The sequence below is a fragment of the Frankia canadensis genome (assembly GCF_900197875.1).
GTDB lineage: Bacteria > Actinomycetota > Actinomycetes > Frankiales > Frankiaceae > Frankia > Frankia canadensis.
On sequence record NZ_FZMO01000290.1, the window covers coordinates 14,761 to 34,344 of the forward strand.

16 protein-coding genes are annotated in these 19,584 nt (G+C 74.8%); 3 read left to right on the forward strand and 13 right to left on the reverse strand.

Translation table 11 applies throughout. From position 1 onward, the window contains the following. Positions 1-37: 37 nt before the first annotated feature. A complete protein-coding gene (locus C1A33_RS20885; RefSeq protein WP_101833109.1) occupies positions 38-1,279 on the reverse strand; it encodes a glycosyltransferase family 4 protein in 1,242 nt (413 codons plus the stop codon). 278 nt (positions 1,280-1,557) lie between these two features. Next, positions 1,558-2,874 (reverse strand): MFS transporter, encoded by a 1,317-nt coding sequence (locus tag C1A33_RS20890; protein WP_101833110.1) that lies wholly within the window; start codon positions 2,872-2,874, stop codon positions 1,558-1,560. Between the two features lie 161 nt (positions 2,875-3,035). On the opposite strand from C1A33_RS20890, the gene C1A33_RS20895 reads away from it, so the two are divergent. Then, positions 3,036-3,437: a DUF962 domain-containing protein gene (locus C1A33_RS20895; RefSeq protein ID WP_101833111.1), complete on the forward strand. Its 402-nt coding sequence runs from the start codon at positions 3,036-3,038 to the stop codon at positions 3,435-3,437. A 37-nt stretch (positions 3,438-3,474) separates the two neighbouring features. On the opposite strand, the gene C1A33_RS20900 is transcribed toward C1A33_RS20895, so the two are convergent. Both C1A33_RS20900 and C1A33_RS20905 read right to left on the reverse strand, forming a co-directional pair. Continuing rightward, positions 3,475-6,084, reverse strand: a complete 2,610-nt coding sequence (locus C1A33_RS20900; RefSeq protein WP_101833112.1) for an ATP-binding cassette domain-containing protein — start codon at positions 6,082-6,084, stop codon at positions 3,475-3,477. Between the two features lie 123 nt (positions 6,085-6,207). After that, positions 6,208-6,912 (reverse strand): Hsp20/alpha crystallin family protein, encoded by a 705-nt coding sequence (locus C1A33_RS20905; RefSeq protein ID WP_243407772.1) that lies wholly within the window; start codon positions 6,910-6,912, stop codon positions 6,208-6,210. Positions 6,913-7,057: 145 nt separating this feature from the next. Between C1A33_RS20905 and C1A33_RS20910 the strand changes: the two genes are divergently transcribed. Beyond that, a complete protein-coding gene (locus tag C1A33_RS20910) occupies positions 7,058-8,515 on the forward strand; it encodes a hypothetical protein (protein ID WP_207770408.1) in 1,458 nt (485 codons plus the stop codon). Here the strand turns inward: C1A33_RS20910 and C1A33_RS33810 are convergent. Next, positions 8,440-9,624, reverse strand: a complete 1,185-nt coding sequence (locus C1A33_RS33810; RefSeq protein ID WP_207770409.1) for a hypothetical protein — start codon at positions 9,622-9,624, stop codon at positions 8,440-8,442. The two genes, C1A33_RS20910 and C1A33_RS33810, sit on opposite strands and share 76 nt — an antisense overlap. 134 nt (positions 9,625-9,758) lie before the next feature. Between C1A33_RS33810 and C1A33_RS20915 the strand changes: the two genes are divergently transcribed. After that, a complete protein-coding gene (locus tag C1A33_RS20915; RefSeq protein WP_101833113.1) occupies positions 9,759-10,355 on the forward strand; it encodes a helix-turn-helix domain-containing protein in 597 nt (198 codons plus the stop codon). A gap of 40 nt (positions 10,356-10,395) precedes the next feature. On the opposite strand, the gene C1A33_RS20920 is transcribed toward C1A33_RS20915, so the two are convergent. The 8 genes from C1A33_RS20920 to C1A33_RS20955 form a co-directional block, all read right to left on the reverse strand. Continuing rightward, positions 10,396-11,595: an NAD(P)/FAD-dependent oxidoreductase gene (locus tag C1A33_RS20920; RefSeq protein ID WP_101833114.1), complete on the reverse strand. Its 1,200-nt coding sequence runs from the start codon at positions 11,593-11,595 to the stop codon at positions 10,396-10,398. Then, entirely contained in the window at positions 11,592-13,010 is a 1,419-nt protein-coding gene (locus C1A33_RS20925; RefSeq protein WP_101833115.1) for an FMN-binding glutamate synthase family protein, read from the reverse strand. Before C1A33_RS20925 ends, C1A33_RS20920 begins: the two co-directional genes overlap by 4 nt. Before the next feature lie 25 nt (positions 13,011-13,035). Beyond that, positions 13,036-13,761 (reverse strand): GltB/FmdC/FwdC-like GXGXG domain-containing protein, encoded by a 726-nt coding sequence (locus C1A33_RS20930; RefSeq protein WP_243407773.1) that lies wholly within the window; start codon positions 13,759-13,761, stop codon positions 13,036-13,038. Beyond that, entirely contained in the window at positions 13,749-14,537 is a 789-nt protein-coding gene (locus tag C1A33_RS37520; protein ID WP_101833116.1) for a class II glutamine amidotransferase domain-containing protein, read from the reverse strand. Before C1A33_RS37520 ends, C1A33_RS20930 begins: the two co-directional genes overlap by 13 nt. Before the next feature lie 78 nt (positions 14,538-14,615). Continuing rightward, positions 14,616-15,998, reverse strand: coding sequence for a type III glutamate--ammonia ligase (gene glnT / locus C1A33_RS20940; protein WP_243407774.1), 1,383 nt, complete (start codon positions 15,996-15,998; stop codon positions 14,616-14,618). 214 nt (positions 15,999-16,212) lie between these two features. Further along, positions 16,213-17,676: an MFS transporter gene (locus C1A33_RS20945; protein WP_101833118.1), complete on the reverse strand. Its 1,464-nt coding sequence runs from the start codon at positions 17,674-17,676 to the stop codon at positions 16,213-16,215. Positions 17,677-17,792: 116 nt separating this feature from the next. Continuing rightward, a complete protein-coding gene (locus tag C1A33_RS20950) occupies positions 17,793-18,665 on the reverse strand; it encodes a DUF1206 domain-containing protein (RefSeq protein ID WP_243407775.1) in 873 nt (290 codons plus the stop codon). A gap of 113 nt (positions 18,666-18,778) precedes the next feature. Beyond that, entirely contained in the window at positions 18,779-19,552 is a 774-nt protein-coding gene (locus C1A33_RS20955; RefSeq protein WP_101833120.1) for a RibD family protein, read from the reverse strand. Positions 19,553-19,584: the final 32 nt, after the last annotated feature.

Consider the following 19,584-nt stretch of genomic DNA (forward strand, 5'->3'; position numbering starts at 1 on the left):
GAGCCTAGGCGGCGCGGCACCGGAGCGGGGATGATGATCAGTGCCGGGCCAGCGGCCGGCGGGCCCGCCGCGCGCGATGCCGGTCGACGGCCTTCTGGTAGACGGCGACCCGCAGCTCGGCGATGCGCCGCGGCTCCAGCTCCGCGGTCCCCGCCCGGCCGCGGGCGCCGACGGCGGCGGCGAGCTCCGGGTCGGTGAGGTAGGGCTCGAGCGCGTCCGCGAGTGCCTGCGCGTCCTCCGGCGGCACGACCGCGCCGCCCTCCCACTTCGCCACCCAGGTCGCGACGCCGGTGGTGGCGGTGGCCACGACCGGGCGGCCCGAGGCCATGCCCTCCAGGCCGGCGATGGAGAAGCTCTCGAATCGGCTCGGCACGACGACGACCCGTGCCTCCTCGTAGGCCTTGACCAGCTCGGGCCGGCTGAGGTGGCCGGCGAAGCGGCAGGGGACGCCGAGCTCGACCGCGCGCCGCTCCAGCCAGGTGCCGGTCGCGACGCCGTCGATGGTCCCCGACGACTGACCGGCGAAGACCACGGTCGGGGACACTCCCCGCTCCCGCAGCCGCGACGCCGCGTCGAGCAGGACGTCGAGGCCCTTGCGCCACTCCAGCCGACCGACGACGAGCAGTGTCCGGTCCGTGCCCTGGGGCGGCACCGACTCCAGGTACGGCGAGCGGTCGAACGGGTAGGGGATGACGTCCGCGTCGGTCTTCTTCTTCAGCCAGCCGAAGTCACGCAGCGTGGTGACGATCAGTTCGGATGGTGCGGTCCGCGCGTCGGCGCGCAGCGCGGAGAAGCGGTCGATCCGATCGGCGAGCGCGCCCCGGCCGTGCAGCCGGCCCTCACGCAGCCGGACGTCCATCATCGTCGGCGTGTGCAGATGGATGACGAGCGGCACGTCGCGGCGCACCGCGGTGCGCAGCCCCCGGGTCTCGCCGTCCTGCGTCTCGATGACGTCGGGCCGAAGCCCGAGGCGGCGCAGCCAGAACGCGTAGGAGACGGCGAGGACGAACCGCAGCATCAACGAGTCGCGCGGATGGTTCGCCCCCTGGACGGACCGCCCCAGCGGGCCCAGGTAACGACTGACCGGAAGGCGCAGCAGCGGCCGCCGGTGGACCTGGACACCGTCATGATCCTCGTCGGTCCGATGCCGCCCCTGGGCGCACAGGATATGAACCCTGTGACCGAGTGCGACCAACGCGTGAGCGATGTCGTGCGTGTAGACACCCGCGCCATCCCAGATGATCGGCGGGTACTGCTCGCACAAGAAGACGATCTCCATACCCATCCCCCACGGCGGCGAACTCCGGTCGGCTCACCATAGCGCCAGCCTATCGAGGCACCACGCCGGGTTTCGGGCATTGCGAGCACCCCGACAACATAACCCTCACGTAAACGTAGCGACACCCAAATGACACCACTGACCTGCGCTTTTGCAACACCCGGGCAACCGGCCGACGGCATTGCGGCCATCTTCACGCCATCGCCAACGCACACCCGACGGACATCCAGGCCACACCAGTAGGGCAATACCCCGCGTCATGGTGCTTCCCAGTGGTATCAGATGACCGATTCACGGTCCGGCGAGTGCCTCCGGCGTGCCCGCGCCCACCGCCCGGGCGCCGGCGCCGGACCGCCCGCGGTCCGTCCGGCGGGCACCGCGGACCCGCCCAGCGCCACTCCGGCGACCTGGCGAAACAGCGTCGGCAGGGTCGCGACGGTGGCCAGCAGCGCGGCGGCGGCGAGCACGAACGGCAGCCGCGGGTCGGCGGCGAACAACGCCCCGGAGAGCAGGGCGGCGAGCACGGTCCAGGCGGTCTGCGTCGTCGCGAACACCCCCTGGCCGCGGCCCACCGAACCGGTGCGCGCGCTCTCCTGCGCCAGCAGCGCCTGGCTGGCTGGATAGATGACGGCCAGCACGATCCCCTCCAGGCAGCCGATCACCAGGATGAGGGGCCGGGAGTGCAGGAACGGGTAGGCCGCGACGGCCGCGCCCCGCAGCGTGATCGTCACCATCAGCAGCCGGCGGCGGTCCAGCCGGTCGACAAGCCAGCCGGCGGGCCAGGCGAACACGAGATAGGGCAGCCCGAACAGGGCGAAGGTGACGCCGATGAACGCCGTCGACTCGCCCTCCCGGCGCATCAGCAGGCTCCAGCACGTCTCGTAGACGCCGGTGGCGAACCCGCCGCACGCCGCGATGAGCAGCAGCCCGGCGAGGCCACGCGCGTGCCGCCGCCCGAACGCCGGGCGGTCGACGCGGGTCAGGGCATCCAGCTGAGTCACCGCGGGTGACGGGTGGGACGGGGACCGGGCGGGCAGCAGCCAGACCACCGGCAGCGAGGCCAGCACGGCCGCCGCGCCGCTGGTCAGGAACATCGCGTCCATGTGCCGCTCGCCGGCGAGCCCGCCGAGCAGCGGGCCGACCGTCAGTCCGAGCAGCTGGCCGGTGAACACGGCGCTGAACGCCCGGCCCCGCATGCCCGGCGCGACGGTGGCGGCGACGGCGGTCAGCGTGGCGACCTCGAAGGCCCCTGCGCCGGCGCCCTGCAGCACCCGCATCGCCGCCGTCGCCGCCACCCCGCCGACCGCGACCAGCCCCAGGCAGCCCGCCGCGTACCCGGCCAGTCCGGCCAGCAGGACCGGCCGCGGACCGTGGCGCGCGGCGGCCCGGCCCGCCAGGTACTGCGACAGCAGGGCACCGAGGAAGAACGCCGCCATCACCACGCCGACGGCGGCGGCGGAGACGTGCCGGTCCCGCAGGTACAGCGGCAGCAGCGGGGCGATGGCGAACGACCCGCACCACTGCAGCAGCGTCGCGGCGGTCAGCGCCACGAGCAGCCGCGCGACGGCGGCCCGCGGCGCTCCCGCGGATGCCACCCGCGCAACCGCGCGCCCCCCGTCCACGCGTGGGTCATATCCCGCGAACCGGGTACCTGGCAACGTGGAGCCGCACACCGGGCATGCACCGCGGGACCGGGCAGACCCGGCCCAGGACCGGGCAGCCCGGGCGGACCGGCCGCAGCAGAGGATGCCGACAGATGCCACATGAGGACACCCACCCGGCCCCCGGCCCGAGCGCCGCGACCCGCGCACCTGCGGCTGGCCCGCCGGAGCGAGGAGCTCCGTTCGCCGCGAAGATGGCGTACTACCGCTCGCAGCACACCAGCCGGGGCATCCGGCTGACCCACCTGGTGGGCATCCCCGGCGTGGCGTTCTCGCTGCCGCTGTTGGCGGCGCGGCCCCGGGTCGGCCTGCCGGTGTTCGCCGCGAGCTGGGCGGTGCAGGTCGCCGGGCATCTGCTGGCCGAGCACAACCGGCCGGCGCTGGCCGAGGGGCCGCTCACCTACCAGCTGTGCGGCCTGGCCTTCTGGTGCGAGGAGGTCGTCGACCTGCTCGCCGGCCGCGGCCTGGCGGGCGCCGGGAGCAACCCCGAGCGTTGACGGTGACGGGCGCCGCTCGACCGGGCCGGCGGGCGGCTCAGCCCTGCTGGAGCGGCAGGCGGCCGGTAGGCGGCTGGGCCTGGGCGGACGGCGGGGCGCCACCGCCGGGTCCGCCGGACCCGCCCGCCGGAGCCGGCGCGGCGACCCGGGTGACCTTGGGTTCGATCCGGCGCAGCATCAGCGTGGTCAGCGCGAGCGCGACGACGCCGATGACGATCCCGAGCGTGATGTCGAGCGCCCAGATGCTCGCCCTGTGTTCCCAGAACCGGTCCGGCGGGTCGCTGCGCAGCGCCTTGTTGCCGAGCTTGCCGACGACGTTGAGATCGTCGGTGCTGGCGAGCGCGGCGAACCCCCACCGGGCCGGGGCCAGGTAGCTGATCTGTTCCAGGCCGATCCTGCCCGTCATGGACGTCAGGCCGCCGGAGAAGACCAGCTGACCCATGGTGACCAGGACCAGGATCGGCATCGCCTTGTCGGCGTTGTCGATCAGGGTGGACACGAACAGGCCGATCATCATCGACGCGAGCGCCGCGACGATCACCGCGACCAGGCATTCGAGCAGCGGCGAGCCGATCGCGACGGCCTCGGGCGGCGTGCGGCCGGTCACCGCGATGAGGGTGAACACCACGCACTGCGCGGTGGTGATCGCCGTCAACAGAATGATCTTCGAGCCGAGGTAGGCCGTGCGGGACAGGCCGATCGTCCGTTCTCGCCGGTAGATCGCGCGTTCCTTGACGATCTCGCGGACGGCGTTCGCCATGCCCATGAAGCACGCGCACAGCACGAGCACGACGAGGACCTTCGTCGCGTCCGCGTTCGGTGTCTGGGCCAGCGCGCCGAGGCCGTCCGGTGCTTTGAGCACCCGTGGGACGATGCCGAGAATGAACGGGTAGGCGATGATCAGCCGTAGGTAGGAGCGGTCGGCGAGGACGACCCGCCAGTAGCGCCTGGTCAGTGTCGCGAGCTGGGCGAGCACCGGTTGCTGGCGGACGCTGGGCAGCTCCGGTGGCGCCCTGCGCACGGCGGGCGCCACGACCGCCGAGGGTACGAAGAACTCCGACGCCCGGAAGCGGGCGGCCATCTGCGCGCCCGGGGTCGCCTCCAGCTCACGGAACACCGCGGCGAACTCGCGGAAGTCCTGCTTGCCGAAGAACCGCAGCGCGCCGTCGGCCGGCCCGAAGTAGGCGACATGGCCGCCGGGCGCGAGCACGAGGATGAAGTCGCACAGGTCCAGGAACAGCACGCTGTGGGTGACGACGATGACCGTGCGGCCGCTCTCGTCGGTGGACCCGGCGCCGCCGCCCTTGGCGAGGCCCTGCAGCGTCTCCATCACCGACTGGTCGTTGGCCGGGTCGAGGCCGGACGTCGGCTCGTCGAGGAAGAGCAGCGACGGGCGGGTGAGCAGCTCCAGCGCCACGCTGGTGCGCTTCTTCTGGCCGCCGGACAGGCGCGAGACGCGGGTGTCGGCGTGCGCGGACAGCCCGAGCTGCTGGATGACCTCCTCGACCCGGGCGCGCCGCTCGGCCGACGTGGTGTCGGCGGGGAAGCGCAGCTCCGAGCCGTACAGCAGCGCCTCGCGCACGGTGAGCTGGTCGTGCAGCGGGTCGGCCTGCGGGACGTAGCCGATGCGGCGGCGCAGTTCGTCGAATTCGCCGTAGAGGTCCCGCCCGGCGTAGCGGACCGAGCCGCGGTCAGCGGGGCGGAAACCGGTGAGCGCGTTGAGCAGCGTCGACTTGCCCGCGCCGCTGGGGCCGACGACGCCGAGCAGCGAGCGGCCGGGCAGCCGGAAGGTGATGTCGTGCATGAGCTGCTTGGCGCCGGCGATCACCGACAGATCCTGCACCTCGAAGGCGACGTCGCCAGAGTCGACGTACTCGACGAGCGAGCTGCCCTCGAGCTGGAACAGATGGTGCCCGATCGCGACGACGTCCCGCTGCATCACCGGCGCGCGGCCGACCCGGTGACCGTTGACGAACGTGCCGTTCGCGGACGCCAGGTCCACGAGCTCGACGCCACCGAGGGAGATGTGCAGCTCGGCGTGGTGCCGGGAGGCGAGCAGATCACCCACGGTGATCTCGTTGTCGCGGGAGCGGCCCAGCCGCATCCGGCCCGGTACCAGCGGGTGCACGCGGCGGCGGGCGTGCACGATCGCGCTCTGCGCCGTTGCCGGATCCAGCGCCATCGCGCCGGACGCGGGACCACCCGGCCCCTGCCCCGGCAGGGCGGCGCCCAGCGCGGTCGAGGGGTTCGCCGGCGAGGCTCCGGTCGGCGGCGAGGCGTAGGCGGCGAGGCCGTCGATGTCGATCGGCGCCGAGTCCGGGCCACGGGTGGGCGCCGTCGGCGGGATCGCCGGGCGGGCCGGCAGCAGTACCACCTCCGGGCCGTCGGCCGCGCCGAGGCGCAGCCGCAGCTCGCCCGCGACCTCCAGGCCGCCGACCCGGCGGCCGTCGCGCCACAGTCCGTTCGCGCTGATGTCCTCGACCCGCCAGCCGACCGGGGCGGGATGCAGCACCAGGTGCCGGCGGGACACCCGGCCGTCGTTGATGACGATGTCGGCGGAGCGGGCCCGGCCGATGACGGCAGGGGCGTCGCCGGTGAGCGTCACCTCCCCGGCCGGGGTGCGGACGTGGAGCGGGGTGCCAGGCACGAACAGTCTCCCTAGGTCGCCAGACGCACCATAGTGTGCCCGGCCACGGGCCATATTCCCGGCCCCTTCAGCCACATGTCCGGAACCCGACCGCTCACGCGGCGGTCCGCGACCCCCGGTCGATCAGCGCAACGCGCGCCCCCCGAAGCCGCGCTCGTCGCCTCGCGGCCCGTAGCCGGCATCGTCCCCCGCGTCATACCGGGCGCCCCCGCGGGCGGCATCGCCCGTCGTCATCGAGCCGTAGCCGGACGGCCGCGGGCCGGTGCGTCCCGCGGCCGGCGCCGCAGCGGAGGAATCCGTCGCCCCGCCGACCGCGGTCGCCTCCCGGTCGGCCCCACCGCCGGGGCCGGCCGCCGCGCCGGTGGCGATCTCGATGTGGCGGGGCTGGCTGCGGTGCGCCTTCGGCAGCGTCACCGTGAGCACGCCGTCGGTCAGCGTCGCCTCGACGCGGTCCGGGTCGACGTCGCCCGGCAGGGTGACGCGGTGCTCGAAGCTCCCGGTCCGCCGGGATCGGCGGCGCACGATCCCCGTCCGCTCCCGCTCGCGGACCTCGCCGGCGACGTGCAGCTCGCGCTCACGCAGATCGATGGACAGGTCGTCACGGCGCACCCCGGGCAGCTCCAGCTCGACGATGAAGGCGTCGTCGGTCTCCTCGACATCGACCGCCAGGCTCGTCCCGGCCAGCACCCCCAGCGGCCGACCCGCACCGCCGGCGACGTCCCCGAGCAGGCTGCCCATCCGGCTCCACACCTCTTCGATCTCCCGGAACGGGTCCCAGCGGGCGGGCGGGGCCGATCCCGCGGCGCCCTCGTGCATGGACAGCGTCATGTCGCCACCTCCATCATCACGGTCAACCATCAGCGCAAAGCGTGATTCTCTGCCTACACTGTGGTCAGTACCCGGGCGCTGTGGGACGGCAAACCGGTGGTATCCGTCACCATGGAGCGATGCATCCAGCGGGCGTGAGGCGGGCGTGAGGCAGCCTGGGAGGTCCGGCGCGACGCGCGCCGCCGCTGCCGACGGGCGCCCGGGCACGCCCCATGGGCGTCGCTTCCAGCCGCACAGCCTGCCGACCAGGATCGGCGACGACCCGCACCAGGCCCGCTGGGCGGACGCGATGAAGACGGTGCTCAACCGGGAGCAGATCAGTCTGCCGATGCTCGCCGAACGGGTGGCGGCCGTCCTCGACCTGCGGGGCACGCACAAGCTGCGCCGCTGGCTCGGAAACGAGACGACGGTGCCGGCGCACGCGATCGGTGCGCTCGCGCGGGCGGTCGGCGCGCACGAGAGCGAGATGCTCGCCGCCTACGGACTGCACAGCCCGTCGATCGGGCGGCTGGTGCGCCGGGTGGAGGCGGCGCAGGAGCGGGAGCGGGCACTGCGGGCGCGCGCCGCCCAGGCGGACCGGGCCACCGGCGGCGCCCTGTTCGCGGTGGCGGCGGCGCGCGAGGGCCGGTGGGCGGTGACCGTGCGGCCGCACTGGCGAGGCCGGCGCCACCGCTGCCACTTCGCCGACCACGTGCTGCTCGAACGGGTCGACGCGATCAGCCTGCAGGCGGACGCCGAACGGGACTTCGCCGAGGAGTTCGAGCGCACCGGGGGCAGCTGGGACGTCGCGCCGGTGTCCGTGCGCGGGCTGCCCACCGGCCCGCTGCCGCCGGTGATCGTTCACCGGTTCACCGCGCCGCACGAGCCGACCGCCCACCACGCGCCGACCGACGCCTGCGGGGTCGGCGCGCAGGGGATCGTGGTCACCGGCCTGCAGTGGACCGGCTCCTACACCGTGGCGGCGCTGCTGGCCAGGGCGCTCGGCTGGGGCCTGGGCAGCTTCGCGCGCGACGCGCGGGCGGTGCACGGCGGCGCCCGGCTCGACTTCGCCCTGGCGGACGAGATCATGCGGGACTGGCTGCGCGCCCCCGACGAGACGCCCCGGCGGGTCTGGGCGCACGTGCTCACCGACCCGCCGACGCCGACCGCGCCGAGTGCCCGCCTGCTCGGAACGGCGCATCCGGACGTCCTCGTCATCGTGGTCGTGCCCGAGCCGGAACTCGTCGAGACCATCGCGGGCCTGTCGGCGAATTCGCCGGCCGAGTTCGCCGCCCGCGCGGCCCGCTGGGGCGAGCTGCTCGCGCCGCGTTCCCGTCTGCTGCACGTGACCGCCCGGGCCCCGCGCGCCGCGGACGGCTCGGTGCTCGGGGGCGGCGATCCCCGCTTCCTCGACGCCTACTTCGACTCGTCCGTCGACGCGGCGATGGACGCCCTGCGGCTGCTCGCCGGCGATCGCCCGCTGGGCGTGCTGGTCCCCGAGCAGGCGCGCCGGGAGGACCCGTTCGCCGCCCTCGTCGTCGCCGACGGTCAGGCCGCCAGTACGAGCAGATCGCCCAGCGCCGCTGACGCCTGCCCACCGGCGGCACCCGCGTCCCCGCGTTGATCGCCACCGCCACCCGCACCGCCCCTGCCATCGCCATCGCCATCGCCATCGCCATCGGCATCGGCATCGGCATCGGCACAGGCACCGCCGCCGGCACCGACAGCGGGACCGGCACCGGAACGCGGTCCGGTGGGTGCGGCGGCGTGGCACAGCACGGCGGCGAGGTCGGTGTCGCCGACGCCGGCCGCCGCCGGCCCGAACGCGCCGACCAGCGCGGCGCGCAGCGCGTGCACGCCGGCCTGACCCGTGCCGTGTAGACCGGCGGCCTGCGCCGCGAGCGCGGCCAGCCGGTAGGCGGCGATCCGCCGGTCGGCGCCCGCGCCGTCCGCCGCCGCGGAGAGGTCCGCCGCCGCGGAGGACGGCGGCGTGGGCGCCCACAGCGGCCGGGCCGGCTCCCGGCGCCCGCCACCCGACGCCGCGGCGCGGGCACCGGCCCCGACTCTCTCACCGGCGACGGGCCGCCCAGGGCCGTCGACGGGCACGTCCGCGCCGCGCAGGGCGCTGAACGGCAGCACCACGGGCGCCTTGTCGGCCAGCGGCCGGGCCAGGTAGCGCCGGTACCGCTCGGGCGAGGCAGCTTCGACGGCCCGGGTCACCCGCCGGATCCGGTCGGCCATCCGCGCCGGGGTGGTGCCGTACCGCTCGGCCCAGGCGCGCAGCGGCCACCCGGTGCCGGGCACGGCCGGAACGTCGCTGCCCAGCCACGTCATCAGGTGCGCCAGCAGCGCGCGGTCGGCCGGGTCCGGCAGGGCCCGACGCGCCCAGGCGGCGTCGGGAACGCGCTCGGGCCGCTGCTGCATGCCACTATCCCGCCGGCGCTCGCGGTGCAGATCGCCCAGGCTCGAGCGGACCACCCGGGTGAGGTAGCCGTGCGGGACCGCGCCACCGGCGCCCGGGCGGGTGCCGGGGCCCACCTCGACCAGCCGGGAGAGGACCCGTTCCAGCAGGGTGATGGCGTCGTCCAGGCAGCCCAGGTCACAGCAGCCCAGGACGCCGCCGCGGACCGCGCGGGCACCCTCGGGGCAGGGCAGGCCGCCATGGTGGGCCGAGCGGCGGGCCAGGGTGTCGTTGACGGCACGCACGGCCGCCGCGAACATCATCTGTTCCATATGCCCTCAGCGTGCCGGCCGCGGCGGGCCGGCGGACTCCCGCGGACTGCCGAGTTGGCCGGGTCGGACTGCAGAATCTGCCAGCCTGCCGACGGGCGCCCAGGGCCGCCGCCCGCACGCCCTACGCTGGAGCGGTGTCCAGCGTGCCGGGCGAGCAGGCCCTCGAACGGGTCATCGCCGCCCGGGTCCGCGAGTACCGGCTGGCCGCGGCGCTGTCGGTGGCGGAGCTCGCGCGCCGCTCGAAGCTGTCCAAGGCGATGCTCTCGAAGATCGAGAATGCCCAGACGTCCTGCAGTCTGTCCACCCTGAGCCGGCTCGCCGGCGGGCTCGGCGTGCCGGTCACGGCGCTGTTCCGCGGCGTCGACGACGAGCGGGAGGCGGTGTTCGTGCCCGCCGGGCACGGCGCGCGCATCCTGCGCCACGGCAACCGGGTCGGGCATCTCTACGAGCTGCTGGGCACGCTGCGCGGCGGGCACCGGCGGATGGAGCCGATGCTCGTCACCCTCAGCGAGCCCGCCGAGGTGTTCCCCCTGTTCCAGCACGAGGGCACCGAGTTCCTCTACCTGCTCGAGGGCGTGCTGGAGTACGGCCATGGGGAGGCCCGCTATCTGCTGCGCCCGGGTGACGCGCTGATGTTCGACGGCCTCGGGCCGCACGGGCCCGTCCGCCTGATCGAGCTGCCGATCCGGTTCCTGTCCATCACCGCCTACGGCTCCCACGACGGGCCGTGACGACGCACGGCTCGTCCTCTCGACCCGTCCGGTTGGTCGGCTAGCGCATCTGGCCGGCGCCGACGTAGGGGTGCGGGCTGACCAGCGGGTCGTTCTCCGCGAAGCGGGACAGCCGGAAGTCCGCGGCGGGGATCAGCGGATGGCTCGACTCCCCGTCGACGACGAGGTCGGCGACGAGCTCCCCGACCGCCACCGAGATCTTGAAGCCGTGCCCGCTGAACCCGGCCGCGACGACGAGCCCGTCGACCGACGTCGTCGAGATGATCGGGTTGTAGTCGGGGGTGACGTCGTAGCAGCCCGCGTAGGACGACGACAGCGCCACGTCCGGCAGGCCGGGGAAGCGGTGGGCGAAGCGGCCGACGGCCAGCTCGGTGTACTCGGGATCGGCGCTCTGGCGGAACGCGTCGGGGTCCACCCACTGGGGCCGGCTGTGATCGCTGTTGCCGACGAGCAGCTCGCCGGACCGTTCCGGGCGCACGTACTGCAGGGAGACCAGATCGGACAGCACTGGCCGGCCGATGATCGGCGCGCCGGGCGAGACCAGCAGGATCTGTTCGCGCTGCGCCCGCACCGGCAGCTCGACGCCGACCCCGGCGGCCAGCGCCGCCGACCAGACGCCGGCCGCGAGCACCACCGTGCCGGCCGCGACCTGGCCGCCGTCGGCGAGTTCCACCCCGACGGCCCGGTCCCCGGCGGTGACGATGCGGGTGACGGCCGCGCCCTGGCGGACCCGGACACCGCCGCGGCGGGCGGCGGCCAGGTAGGCGTGGCAGGTCCGGTAGGCGTCGCCGTAGCCGCCGCGCGGCTCGTAGGCGAACGCGGCGAAGTCACCGAGTTCCGCCTCCGGCCACAGCTGCGCGACCTCCTCCGGGTCGGCGAGGCGGGTGTCGACGCCCACCTCGGCGGCGGCCGCGACGTTGGCCGCGAGCGCCGCCGCGTCCCGTGGCCCCACCCCGACCAGGTAGCCGACCGGCTCGAAGCCGACCCCGCCGGCGACGCCGAGAATCTCCGCGGCGTGGGTGAACAGCTGGACGCCGCACCAGGCCATCGCCGCGAGCGAGCGCACCCCGTAGTGGCAGCGGACGATGCCGCTGGAGCGGCCCGTCCCGCCGGAGCCCACCGACGCCCGCTCCAGCACCAGGACGTCGCAGACGCCCCGGCAGGTCAGTGCCCAGGCCGTCGCGGCCCCTTCGATGCCGCCGCCGACGATGACCACCTCGGCGGTCGTGGTCCCGCTCACCGGCCCGGGATCCAGTCGGTTCCGGCGAGCGGCACGCGGGCCATGGCGGCCGCCTCGACGGTGAGCGCGACGAGGTCCTCGGGTTCGAGCCGGTGCACGTCGCTCTTGCCGCAGGCCCGGGCGAGCATCGTCGTCTCCATCGCCAGTGCCCGCAGGTAGTTGGCCACCCGGGTGGCGCCGAGGACCGGGTCGAGCCGGGCGGCGAGCGTGTCGTCCTGGGTGGTGACGCCGACCGGGCAGCGTCCGGTGTGGCAGTGCACGCAGTGGCCGGGTGCCGTGCCGAGGGCCGCGTACTCCGCGGACACGTCGACCTCGACGTATGCGCTGTCGCTGGCGCCGGTGGGGGCGGAGTCCGGAGGTGGGACGGGTCGGCGGCGGTAGGTGGGGGCGTTGCAGCCGAGCGCGACGAGGGGTGCGACGCCGAGGGAGACGGCGTCCGCGCCGAGGGCGAGCGCCTTGGCGACGTCGGCGCCGGTGCGGATGCCCCCGGAGACGATCAGGCCGACGTCGGTGGTGAGCCCGAGGTCGGCCAGCGCGTCGCCGGCGAGGCGGACGGCGGCCAGCGTCGGGATGCCGGTGTGCTCGATGAACGCGTCCTGGGTGGCGCCGGTGCCGCCCTGCATGCCGTCGACGACGACGACGTCCGCCCCGGCGGCGACGGCCAGGCGCACGTCGTGGTCCACCCGGGTGGCGCCGACCTTGACGTACACCGGGATCTGCCAGTCAGTGACCTCGCGGATCTCCTCGATCTTGATCTTCAGGTCGTCGGGGCCGGTCCAGTCGGGGTGGCGGCTCGCCGAGCGCTGGTCGACGCCCTCGGGCAGGGTGCGCATCCCCGCCACCCGCGCGCCGACCTTCTGCCCGAGCAGCATCCCCCCGCCGCCGGGCTTCGCGCCCTGCCCCAGCACGATCTCCACCGCGTCGGCGGCGCGCAGGTCGGTCGGGTTGAAGCCGTAGCGCGACGGCAGGCACTGGTAGACGAGGGTGCGCGACGCCGAGCGCTCCTCCGGCGTCATCCCGCCGTCGCCGGTCGTCGTGGACGTGCCGACCATCGACGCGGCCCGGCCGAGCGCCTCCTTCGCGTTCGCCGACAGCGAGCCGAACGACATGCCGGCGATGGTGATCGGGATGTCGAGCACCACCGGGCGGGCGGCGCGGCGTGCCCCGAACACCGTCCGCGTGTCGCAGCGTTCCCGGTAGCCCTCCAGCGGGTAGCGCGAGGCGCTGGCGGTCAGCAGTAGCAGGTCGTCGAAGTCGGGGACGGCGCGGCGCGCTCCCCAGCCACGAATCGGGTAGCGGCCCAGCTCCGCCCGTTCCCGGATGCCGGCGAGCACGTCCGGGCCGAAGGTGTGGTGGGCGGGGGGCGCCTCGGCGGCGAGCCGGCCGGGGTCGATCAGGTCGGGGCGGTGCGTCATCGTCGGCTCCCGTCAGTAGGCGCCGTCAGTAGGCGCCGTGGTGGGCGGTGTCGAAGTGGTAGAGGGAGCGGACGGAGGCGACCCGGGTGACGTTCTGCGGGTCGACGTGGTCGAAGCCGGCGGCCGCGGCCAGCGCGCCCGCGGCCGCCACGTCGGCCTCGGTGAGGTCCTCGACCCGGGCGTCGGTGCCGAGGCCGCGGATCCGGCCGGCGACGTAGATCACCGCCTCGTACAGGGAGTCGCCGAGCGCCTCGCCGGCGTCGCCGCCGACGAGGATCGTCCCGGCCTGGGCGAGGAACGCGCACGAGCGCCCCACGTCACCGGCGACGGCGAGCTGCCCGCCCTTGAGCGAGATCCCGGCGCGCAGCGACGCGTCCCCCTCGACGACGACGAGACCGCCGTGCGCCGACGCGGCGGCGCTCTGGCTCGCCGCGCCGCGCACCCGCACCGTGCCGGACATCAGGTTCTCCCCGACGCCCCAGCCGGCCGGGCCGTCGACGTCGACCTCGGCGGCGGCGCCGAGCCCACCGACGTAGTAGCCGGCGGGCCCCGCGATGCGCACGTGCACCGCCCGGGTGAGGCCGACGGCCAGGTTGTGCCGCCCGGCCGGGTTGTCGAGGCGGGCACGGGCGCCGTCCGGCAGGGAGCGCAGGGCGGCGTTCGCCTCGCGTGTCGACATCGCGGCCAGGTCGAGCACGATCTCGTCGCGGGCCTCGTCCACCACGGCGGTGGTGCCGCTCAGCTCGCCCACAGGTAGACCTCCTCGGGCTCGGGTTCGAAGACGACGGCGTCGGCGAGGCCGGGCAGGCCGAGCAGCGCCTGGTACTCGGACACGACGGCCACCCAGTGGTCGGTCTCCGCGATGATCGCCGGCTTGCAGGCGATCGGGTCGCGCACGACGGCGAAGCTGTCCGCGGTGGTGACCGCGAGGGTGAAGAAGCCGTCGAAGGTGGTGGTGAGGCGGCGCAGCGCGGTGGTGAGGTCGTCGCCGGCGGCGCGGCGCGCGGCGAGCCAGTGCGCGGCGACCTCGGAGTCGTTGTCGGTCTCGGTGATGATGCCCAGGCCCGCGAGGCGGCGACGGATCGTCGCGTGGTTCGCGAACGACCCGTTGTGGACGAGGCAGAGCCGCTCCTCGCCGGCCACGAACGGGTGGCAGTGCGCGGCGGTGACCGCGGACTCGGTCGCCATCCGGGTGTGGGCGAGGGCGCGCACCCCCGCCCGGCCCGCCAGGCCGATCCGCGCGGCGAACTCCTCCGGGTCACCGACCTCCCTGAACACCGTGAGGCCGGCCCCCGGTGCCGCCGGAACGCCCGGGACCGCCTGACCGGGAACGCCGGGAACGCCGGGAACGCCGGGAACGCCGGGAACATCGGGAACATCGGGAACATCGGGAACATCGTCGTGGATCGCGACGCCCGCCGAGTCCGGGCCGCGCCGCGCGACGCCGCGCAGCATGCCAGCCACCATGGCGCCAAGCCGCTCCCGATAGGTGTGGTCCTTCAGGTGCAGGCCCGCGATGCCGCACATGACGCCTCCCCTCGCCTCGCTTCCGTGCCGCCGGATCCCGTCCGCGCCCGCCGTCGCCGCCTCGATGCGGGACCCGGATCAGAACGCGGTCAGGTAGCGGTCGATCTCCCAGCCGCCCACCTGGCTGTGCCAGTCGAGGAACTCGGCGCGGCGGCGGGCGGCGTAGTAGGCGGGCACGTCGCCGCCCGCGCCCGCGGCCGCGAGCGCCCCGGTGATCACCGGATCGGCGACGAACGCCTCGACCGCGTGCAGCAGCGTCGGCGGCAGCTCGCCGCCGGCCGCTCCCGGCACGGGAGTCGTACCGATCCCCCCAGGCCGGCCCGGGCCGCCGACGGGACCGGGGTCGAGCTTCGCGTCGACGCCGTCCAGCCCGGCCGCGATCAGCCCGGCGATCGCCAGGTAGGGGTTGGCCGCCCCGTCGACGACGCGGATCTCCACCCGGTCGCCGTCGGGTACCCGCACCAGATGGGTGCGGTCGTTGCCGCCGTAGGTGGCGCGGGTCGGCGTCCAGGTGGCGCCGGAGCTCGGCGTGGCCGCGCCCGTCCGCTTGAAGGAGTTCACCGTCGGGGTGAGCAGGGCGAGCAGCGCCGGCGCGTGGCCGAGCACGCCGCCGACGAAGCCGTAGGCCAGCTCCGACAGGCCGAGCCCGCGCGGATCGTCCGGGTCGGGGAACAGCGCCCGCTCCCCCGCCCACAGCGAGACGTGCAGGTGCATGCCGCTGCCGGTCAGGCCACTGAACGGCTTGGGCATGAAGGTGGCGACCATGCCGCGCCGCTCGGCGATCATCCGGACGAGGTAGCGGAAGGCGATGACCCGGTCGGCGGTGGTGAGCGCGTCGGCATGGGCGAAGTTCTGCTCGAACTGGCCGTTGCCGTCCTCGTGGTCGTTGGCGTAGTTGTCCCAGCCGAGCGTGTTGAGCGCCGTGGAGACGTCGGTGAGATGTTCGTACATGCGGGTCAGGTCGCGGGCGTCGTAGCAGGGCCTGGCGGAGCGGTCCGCAGCGTCCGCGGGGACGATCGTGCCGTCGTCGCGCCGCTCGACGAGGAAGTACTCGCACTCGGCGCCCACCCGCAGCGACCTTCCCTCGGTCGCGAGCCGCTCGCACATCCGGCGCAGGATGATCCGCGGCGCGTACGGCCACGGTTCACCCTCGACATGCGGGTCGCACTGCACCATCGCCAGTCCCGGGCGGACGAACGGCAGCGCGACGTAGGAGTCCGGATCGGGCCTCGCGATGAGGTCCGGGTCGCTCGGGACCTGCCCGGTGCCGCCGGCCGCGAACCCTGCGAAGCCGACGCCGTCGGTCTGGGCGCGGTCGAGCGCCGCTGCCGGGACGAGCTTCGCGCACGGCTTGCCGTCCAGGTCGACGAAGGTCGCCAGCACGAACGACGTGCCGTCGGCCGCCGCCCGCTCGGCCAGCGACGCGCCCGACGCCGTCTCGGTCACGGTGCTCTCGATCACGGTCCGCCACCCCCGCCCGCGAGGTCTCACCACAGGAGCCATCGTCAACTGGCATTCGACGAGAACCCGATGACGCCGGAACGGCACCGCCGTAACGATCCAGTAACGACCGGTTCGGGCTGCCCGGCCCACGTCCTTGGCCACCCCCGCCGCTGCCCGCCCCGTCCACCGGCGCCCCGTCCGGCGGGACCTCGCGACGACCCGCCGATTCCGCTCAGACGGGTCGGTCCTCGATGGACTGGGCCGGCGAGCCCTCCTCGGCGGACAGCGCGCGCGGTTCCCGTGCTTCGGGCACGACCGCGGTGGATGCGCCGCCGTCCTGGTCGCCCGCGGGCGAGCCCTCCCGTTCCCGCTCCCGTTCCCGCTCCCTTTCGTGGGCGCGGGTGAGCGCGGCGCGGGCGTCGTAGCGGACCAGCGCCGGCACCGCCACGCACGAGACGGCCAGCGCGCCGATGCAGGCCAGGCCACCGCTGACCACGGAGAAACCCGGCGAGACCGCGGCCGCGGCACCGCCGGCCTCCAGGTCGCCGAGCCGTGGGCCACCCGTGACCACCACCAGGAACACGCCCTGCAGGCGGCCGCGCATCTCGTCGGGGGTGGTGACGTTGAGGATCGCGTTGCGCAGGATCGCACTGACCATGTCGGCGGCCCCGGCCAGCGCGAGCAGCAGCAGGCCGGCGGCCAGGGTGTGCACCAGCCCGAACCCGGCGATCGCCCCGCCCCACAGGGCGATCGCGACGACGACGGCGACGCCCTGCCGGCGGATCTCGCCGAGGGGGCGCGACAGCCCGGCGGCGATCAGCGAGCCGACCGCGACCGCGGAGAACATGGCGCCCGCGGTGGTACTGCCGCCGTGGAAGTGGGTCTCGGCGAGTTCCGGGAACAGTGCCCGCGGCATCCCGAAGACCATCGCGATGATGTCGACGACGAACGTCATCAGCAGCACCTTCTGACCGCGCAGGAACCGCAGCCCCTCCCCCACGCTGGCCACGCCGGCGGCACGCCCACCGCCCGCCGGCGGCATCGCCGCGAGCCGGGCCAGCCCGTACAGCGGGGCGGCGAAGGTCGCGAGGTCCACCGTGTAGGCGCAGGAGAAGCCGCCGACGGCCACCGCGAGGCCGGCGATCATCGGCCCGCCGACCTGGGCGATCGTCCCGCCGATCTGGGACAGCGCGGACGCGGCCGGCAGGCTCTCCAGCGGGACGAGGCTCGGGGCCATCGCGCGCCGCGCCGGCTGGTCGATGGCGACCAGCGCGGACTGGGCGGCGACAAGGCAGAACAGCGGCCAGACGACGGTGTCGACGCCGCCCGTCGCCGTCAGCGCGAGAAACGCCAGTGAGATGGCCGCGAGTCCGCCGGAGGTGAGGATCGCGAGACGCCGGCGGTCGACCGCGTCCACGATCGCCCCGCCGAACAGACCGCCGACGACCAGCGGGACCAGGCCGACCACGCCGACGAGGCCGACCTGGAACGACGAGCGGGTGACGGCGAAGACCTGCAGCAGCACCGCGGTGGCGGTGATCTGGGAGCCGAGGGACGAGATCGTCTCCCCCAGCCACAGCCGGCGGTAGGCCGGATGGTCCCGCAGCGGCGAGACGTCGGCGAGCAGCCGGGCCGCTCGGGACGGCCGCGCGGCCTGGGCCTCCTGCGACGGGCGGGCGCTGACCGACCGCCGCATCGTGCCCCCTCCGCGCTGGCCGCCGACGCCCGTTCACCCGAGGCCCGGGCGTGCCCCAGCACGACGGGCAGGGTGCACGCTACCCGCGGATGGCCGCCCGGGCGGGGCTTCGCCGGTCAGAGCCGGCGATAACGGGCCTCGAAGAAGGAGTAGACGCCGAACAGCGCCAGGCCGAGCGCGCACAGGGCGAGCAGCCACTGGCCGTACGCCTGCCCGGCGAGTGTCCTGAGCGTGCCGTCGAGGCCCTTGGCCTCCTGCGGATCGAACTCGATCGCGGCCTTGGTCACGAACACGCCGACCAGCCCGAACACGACGCCCCGCACGACATACCCGACCGTGCCCGCGGGCTTCGCGATCCGCCGCGCGAACGGGCCCATCCGCCCGGTCTTCAGCTTCTCCTCGAACTTGCGCTTCACCCCGCGGACGATCATCCCGACGCCGATCCCGATGACGACGAGGCCGACGAAGCCGACCAGAACGCGGCCGGTGTCGTTGCGCATGACCCGCGCGGTCCACGGCGCCGGCTCACTGGAGCCCCCGCCGCCGGAGGTGAGGAAGCTGATGGTGCTGCCGGCGATCGCCAGGTAGACCACGCCGCGTCCGGCGGAGACCAGCCGCTTGGCGGTGCGCTTCTTCTGGTCCGACTCGCCCTGCTCGCCGACGGCCGCGTCCAGCAGCCGCCAGATCGCGTAGCCGAGGAAGCCGACGACAAGGATCACGAGCACCACGGACCCGAACGGCTTGTCCTTGATCTGGCCGAGAGCGCCCGACCGGTTCGTCTGCGCGTTGCTCAGCCCGAAGGCGACCTCGACGGCGAGCACGCCGATGAGGAGGTAGACCAGGCCGCGCCCGGCCAGCCCGATCCGGGCGGCGATGTCGAGCGACCTGCTGTGCCGCGCCTCGCGGGCGGCACCCTTGGCCCCGCCCGCGCTCGGCCCGCGCCCGCCGCTCACGGCGTGCCGAAACCGGCCGCCCGTCTGCACCGTCACTGCCATCAACTCCTCGCCGTCACCGGACCGGATTGATCCGGATGAGGCGATGCCCGTGATGGCGGTGAGAAAACCCGGTCGCTCCTGGTTCGGCCGGGCCTGTGACCCGCAGGTCAGGTCCCTGATTCGGCCAGCAGGTATCGGAGCAGGACCACGTCGTCGAGCTGGCGGACCTCCGCGAGCCGCAGGGGCGCGCGGACTCCCTGCGGGTAGTCGCCGGGCGCCACGAAGGTGGGCGCCTCGGCCACGCCGACGAAGAACGGAGCGACGACGAGGTGCAGCTCGTCGACAACGCCGGCGGTGAGAAACGCGGTGTGCACGGAGGTGCCGCCCTCCACGAGCAGCCGGCGCACACCCCGGCGGGCGAGGTCGGCGAGCACGTCGGCCACGGCGAGCCGCGGCCGGGCTGGCAGGTCGACGACGGTCACCGACGCCCTGCCGCCGGCGGTCGCCACAGCGCCCCGGCCCGCCCAGGGACTCTCCGCCGGTCCGCCGACGGCATGCCGGTAGAGGAGCACCTCACCCGGGTCGGCGGTGAACAGCCGCGCGGCCGGATCGAGGTCGGCCGCGCCGGAGAGCACGACCCGCAGCGGGGTCGGCGGCCTGCCGGCGGCCACCCGGGCGGCGCGGCGATGCTCGGCACGCACCACGAGGCGCGGGTCGTCGCGGCGCACCGTGGCCGCCCCGACGAGGATCGCGTCGCAGCCGGCGCGCACCTCGTCGACCCGGTCGAGGTCGGCCGGGCCGGACAGCATCAGCCGCTCGTCGGAACAGTCGTCGATCCGTCCGTCGAGCGACATCGCGCAGCTGCACAGGACGTAGGGGCGCTCCGCTACCGCTGGGGTCCGCACGGCGGCCCGCAGGCGTGGGTCCACAGCTCGCAGCATCGCATGTCGGGTCCTCTCGGTACCTCGTGGTG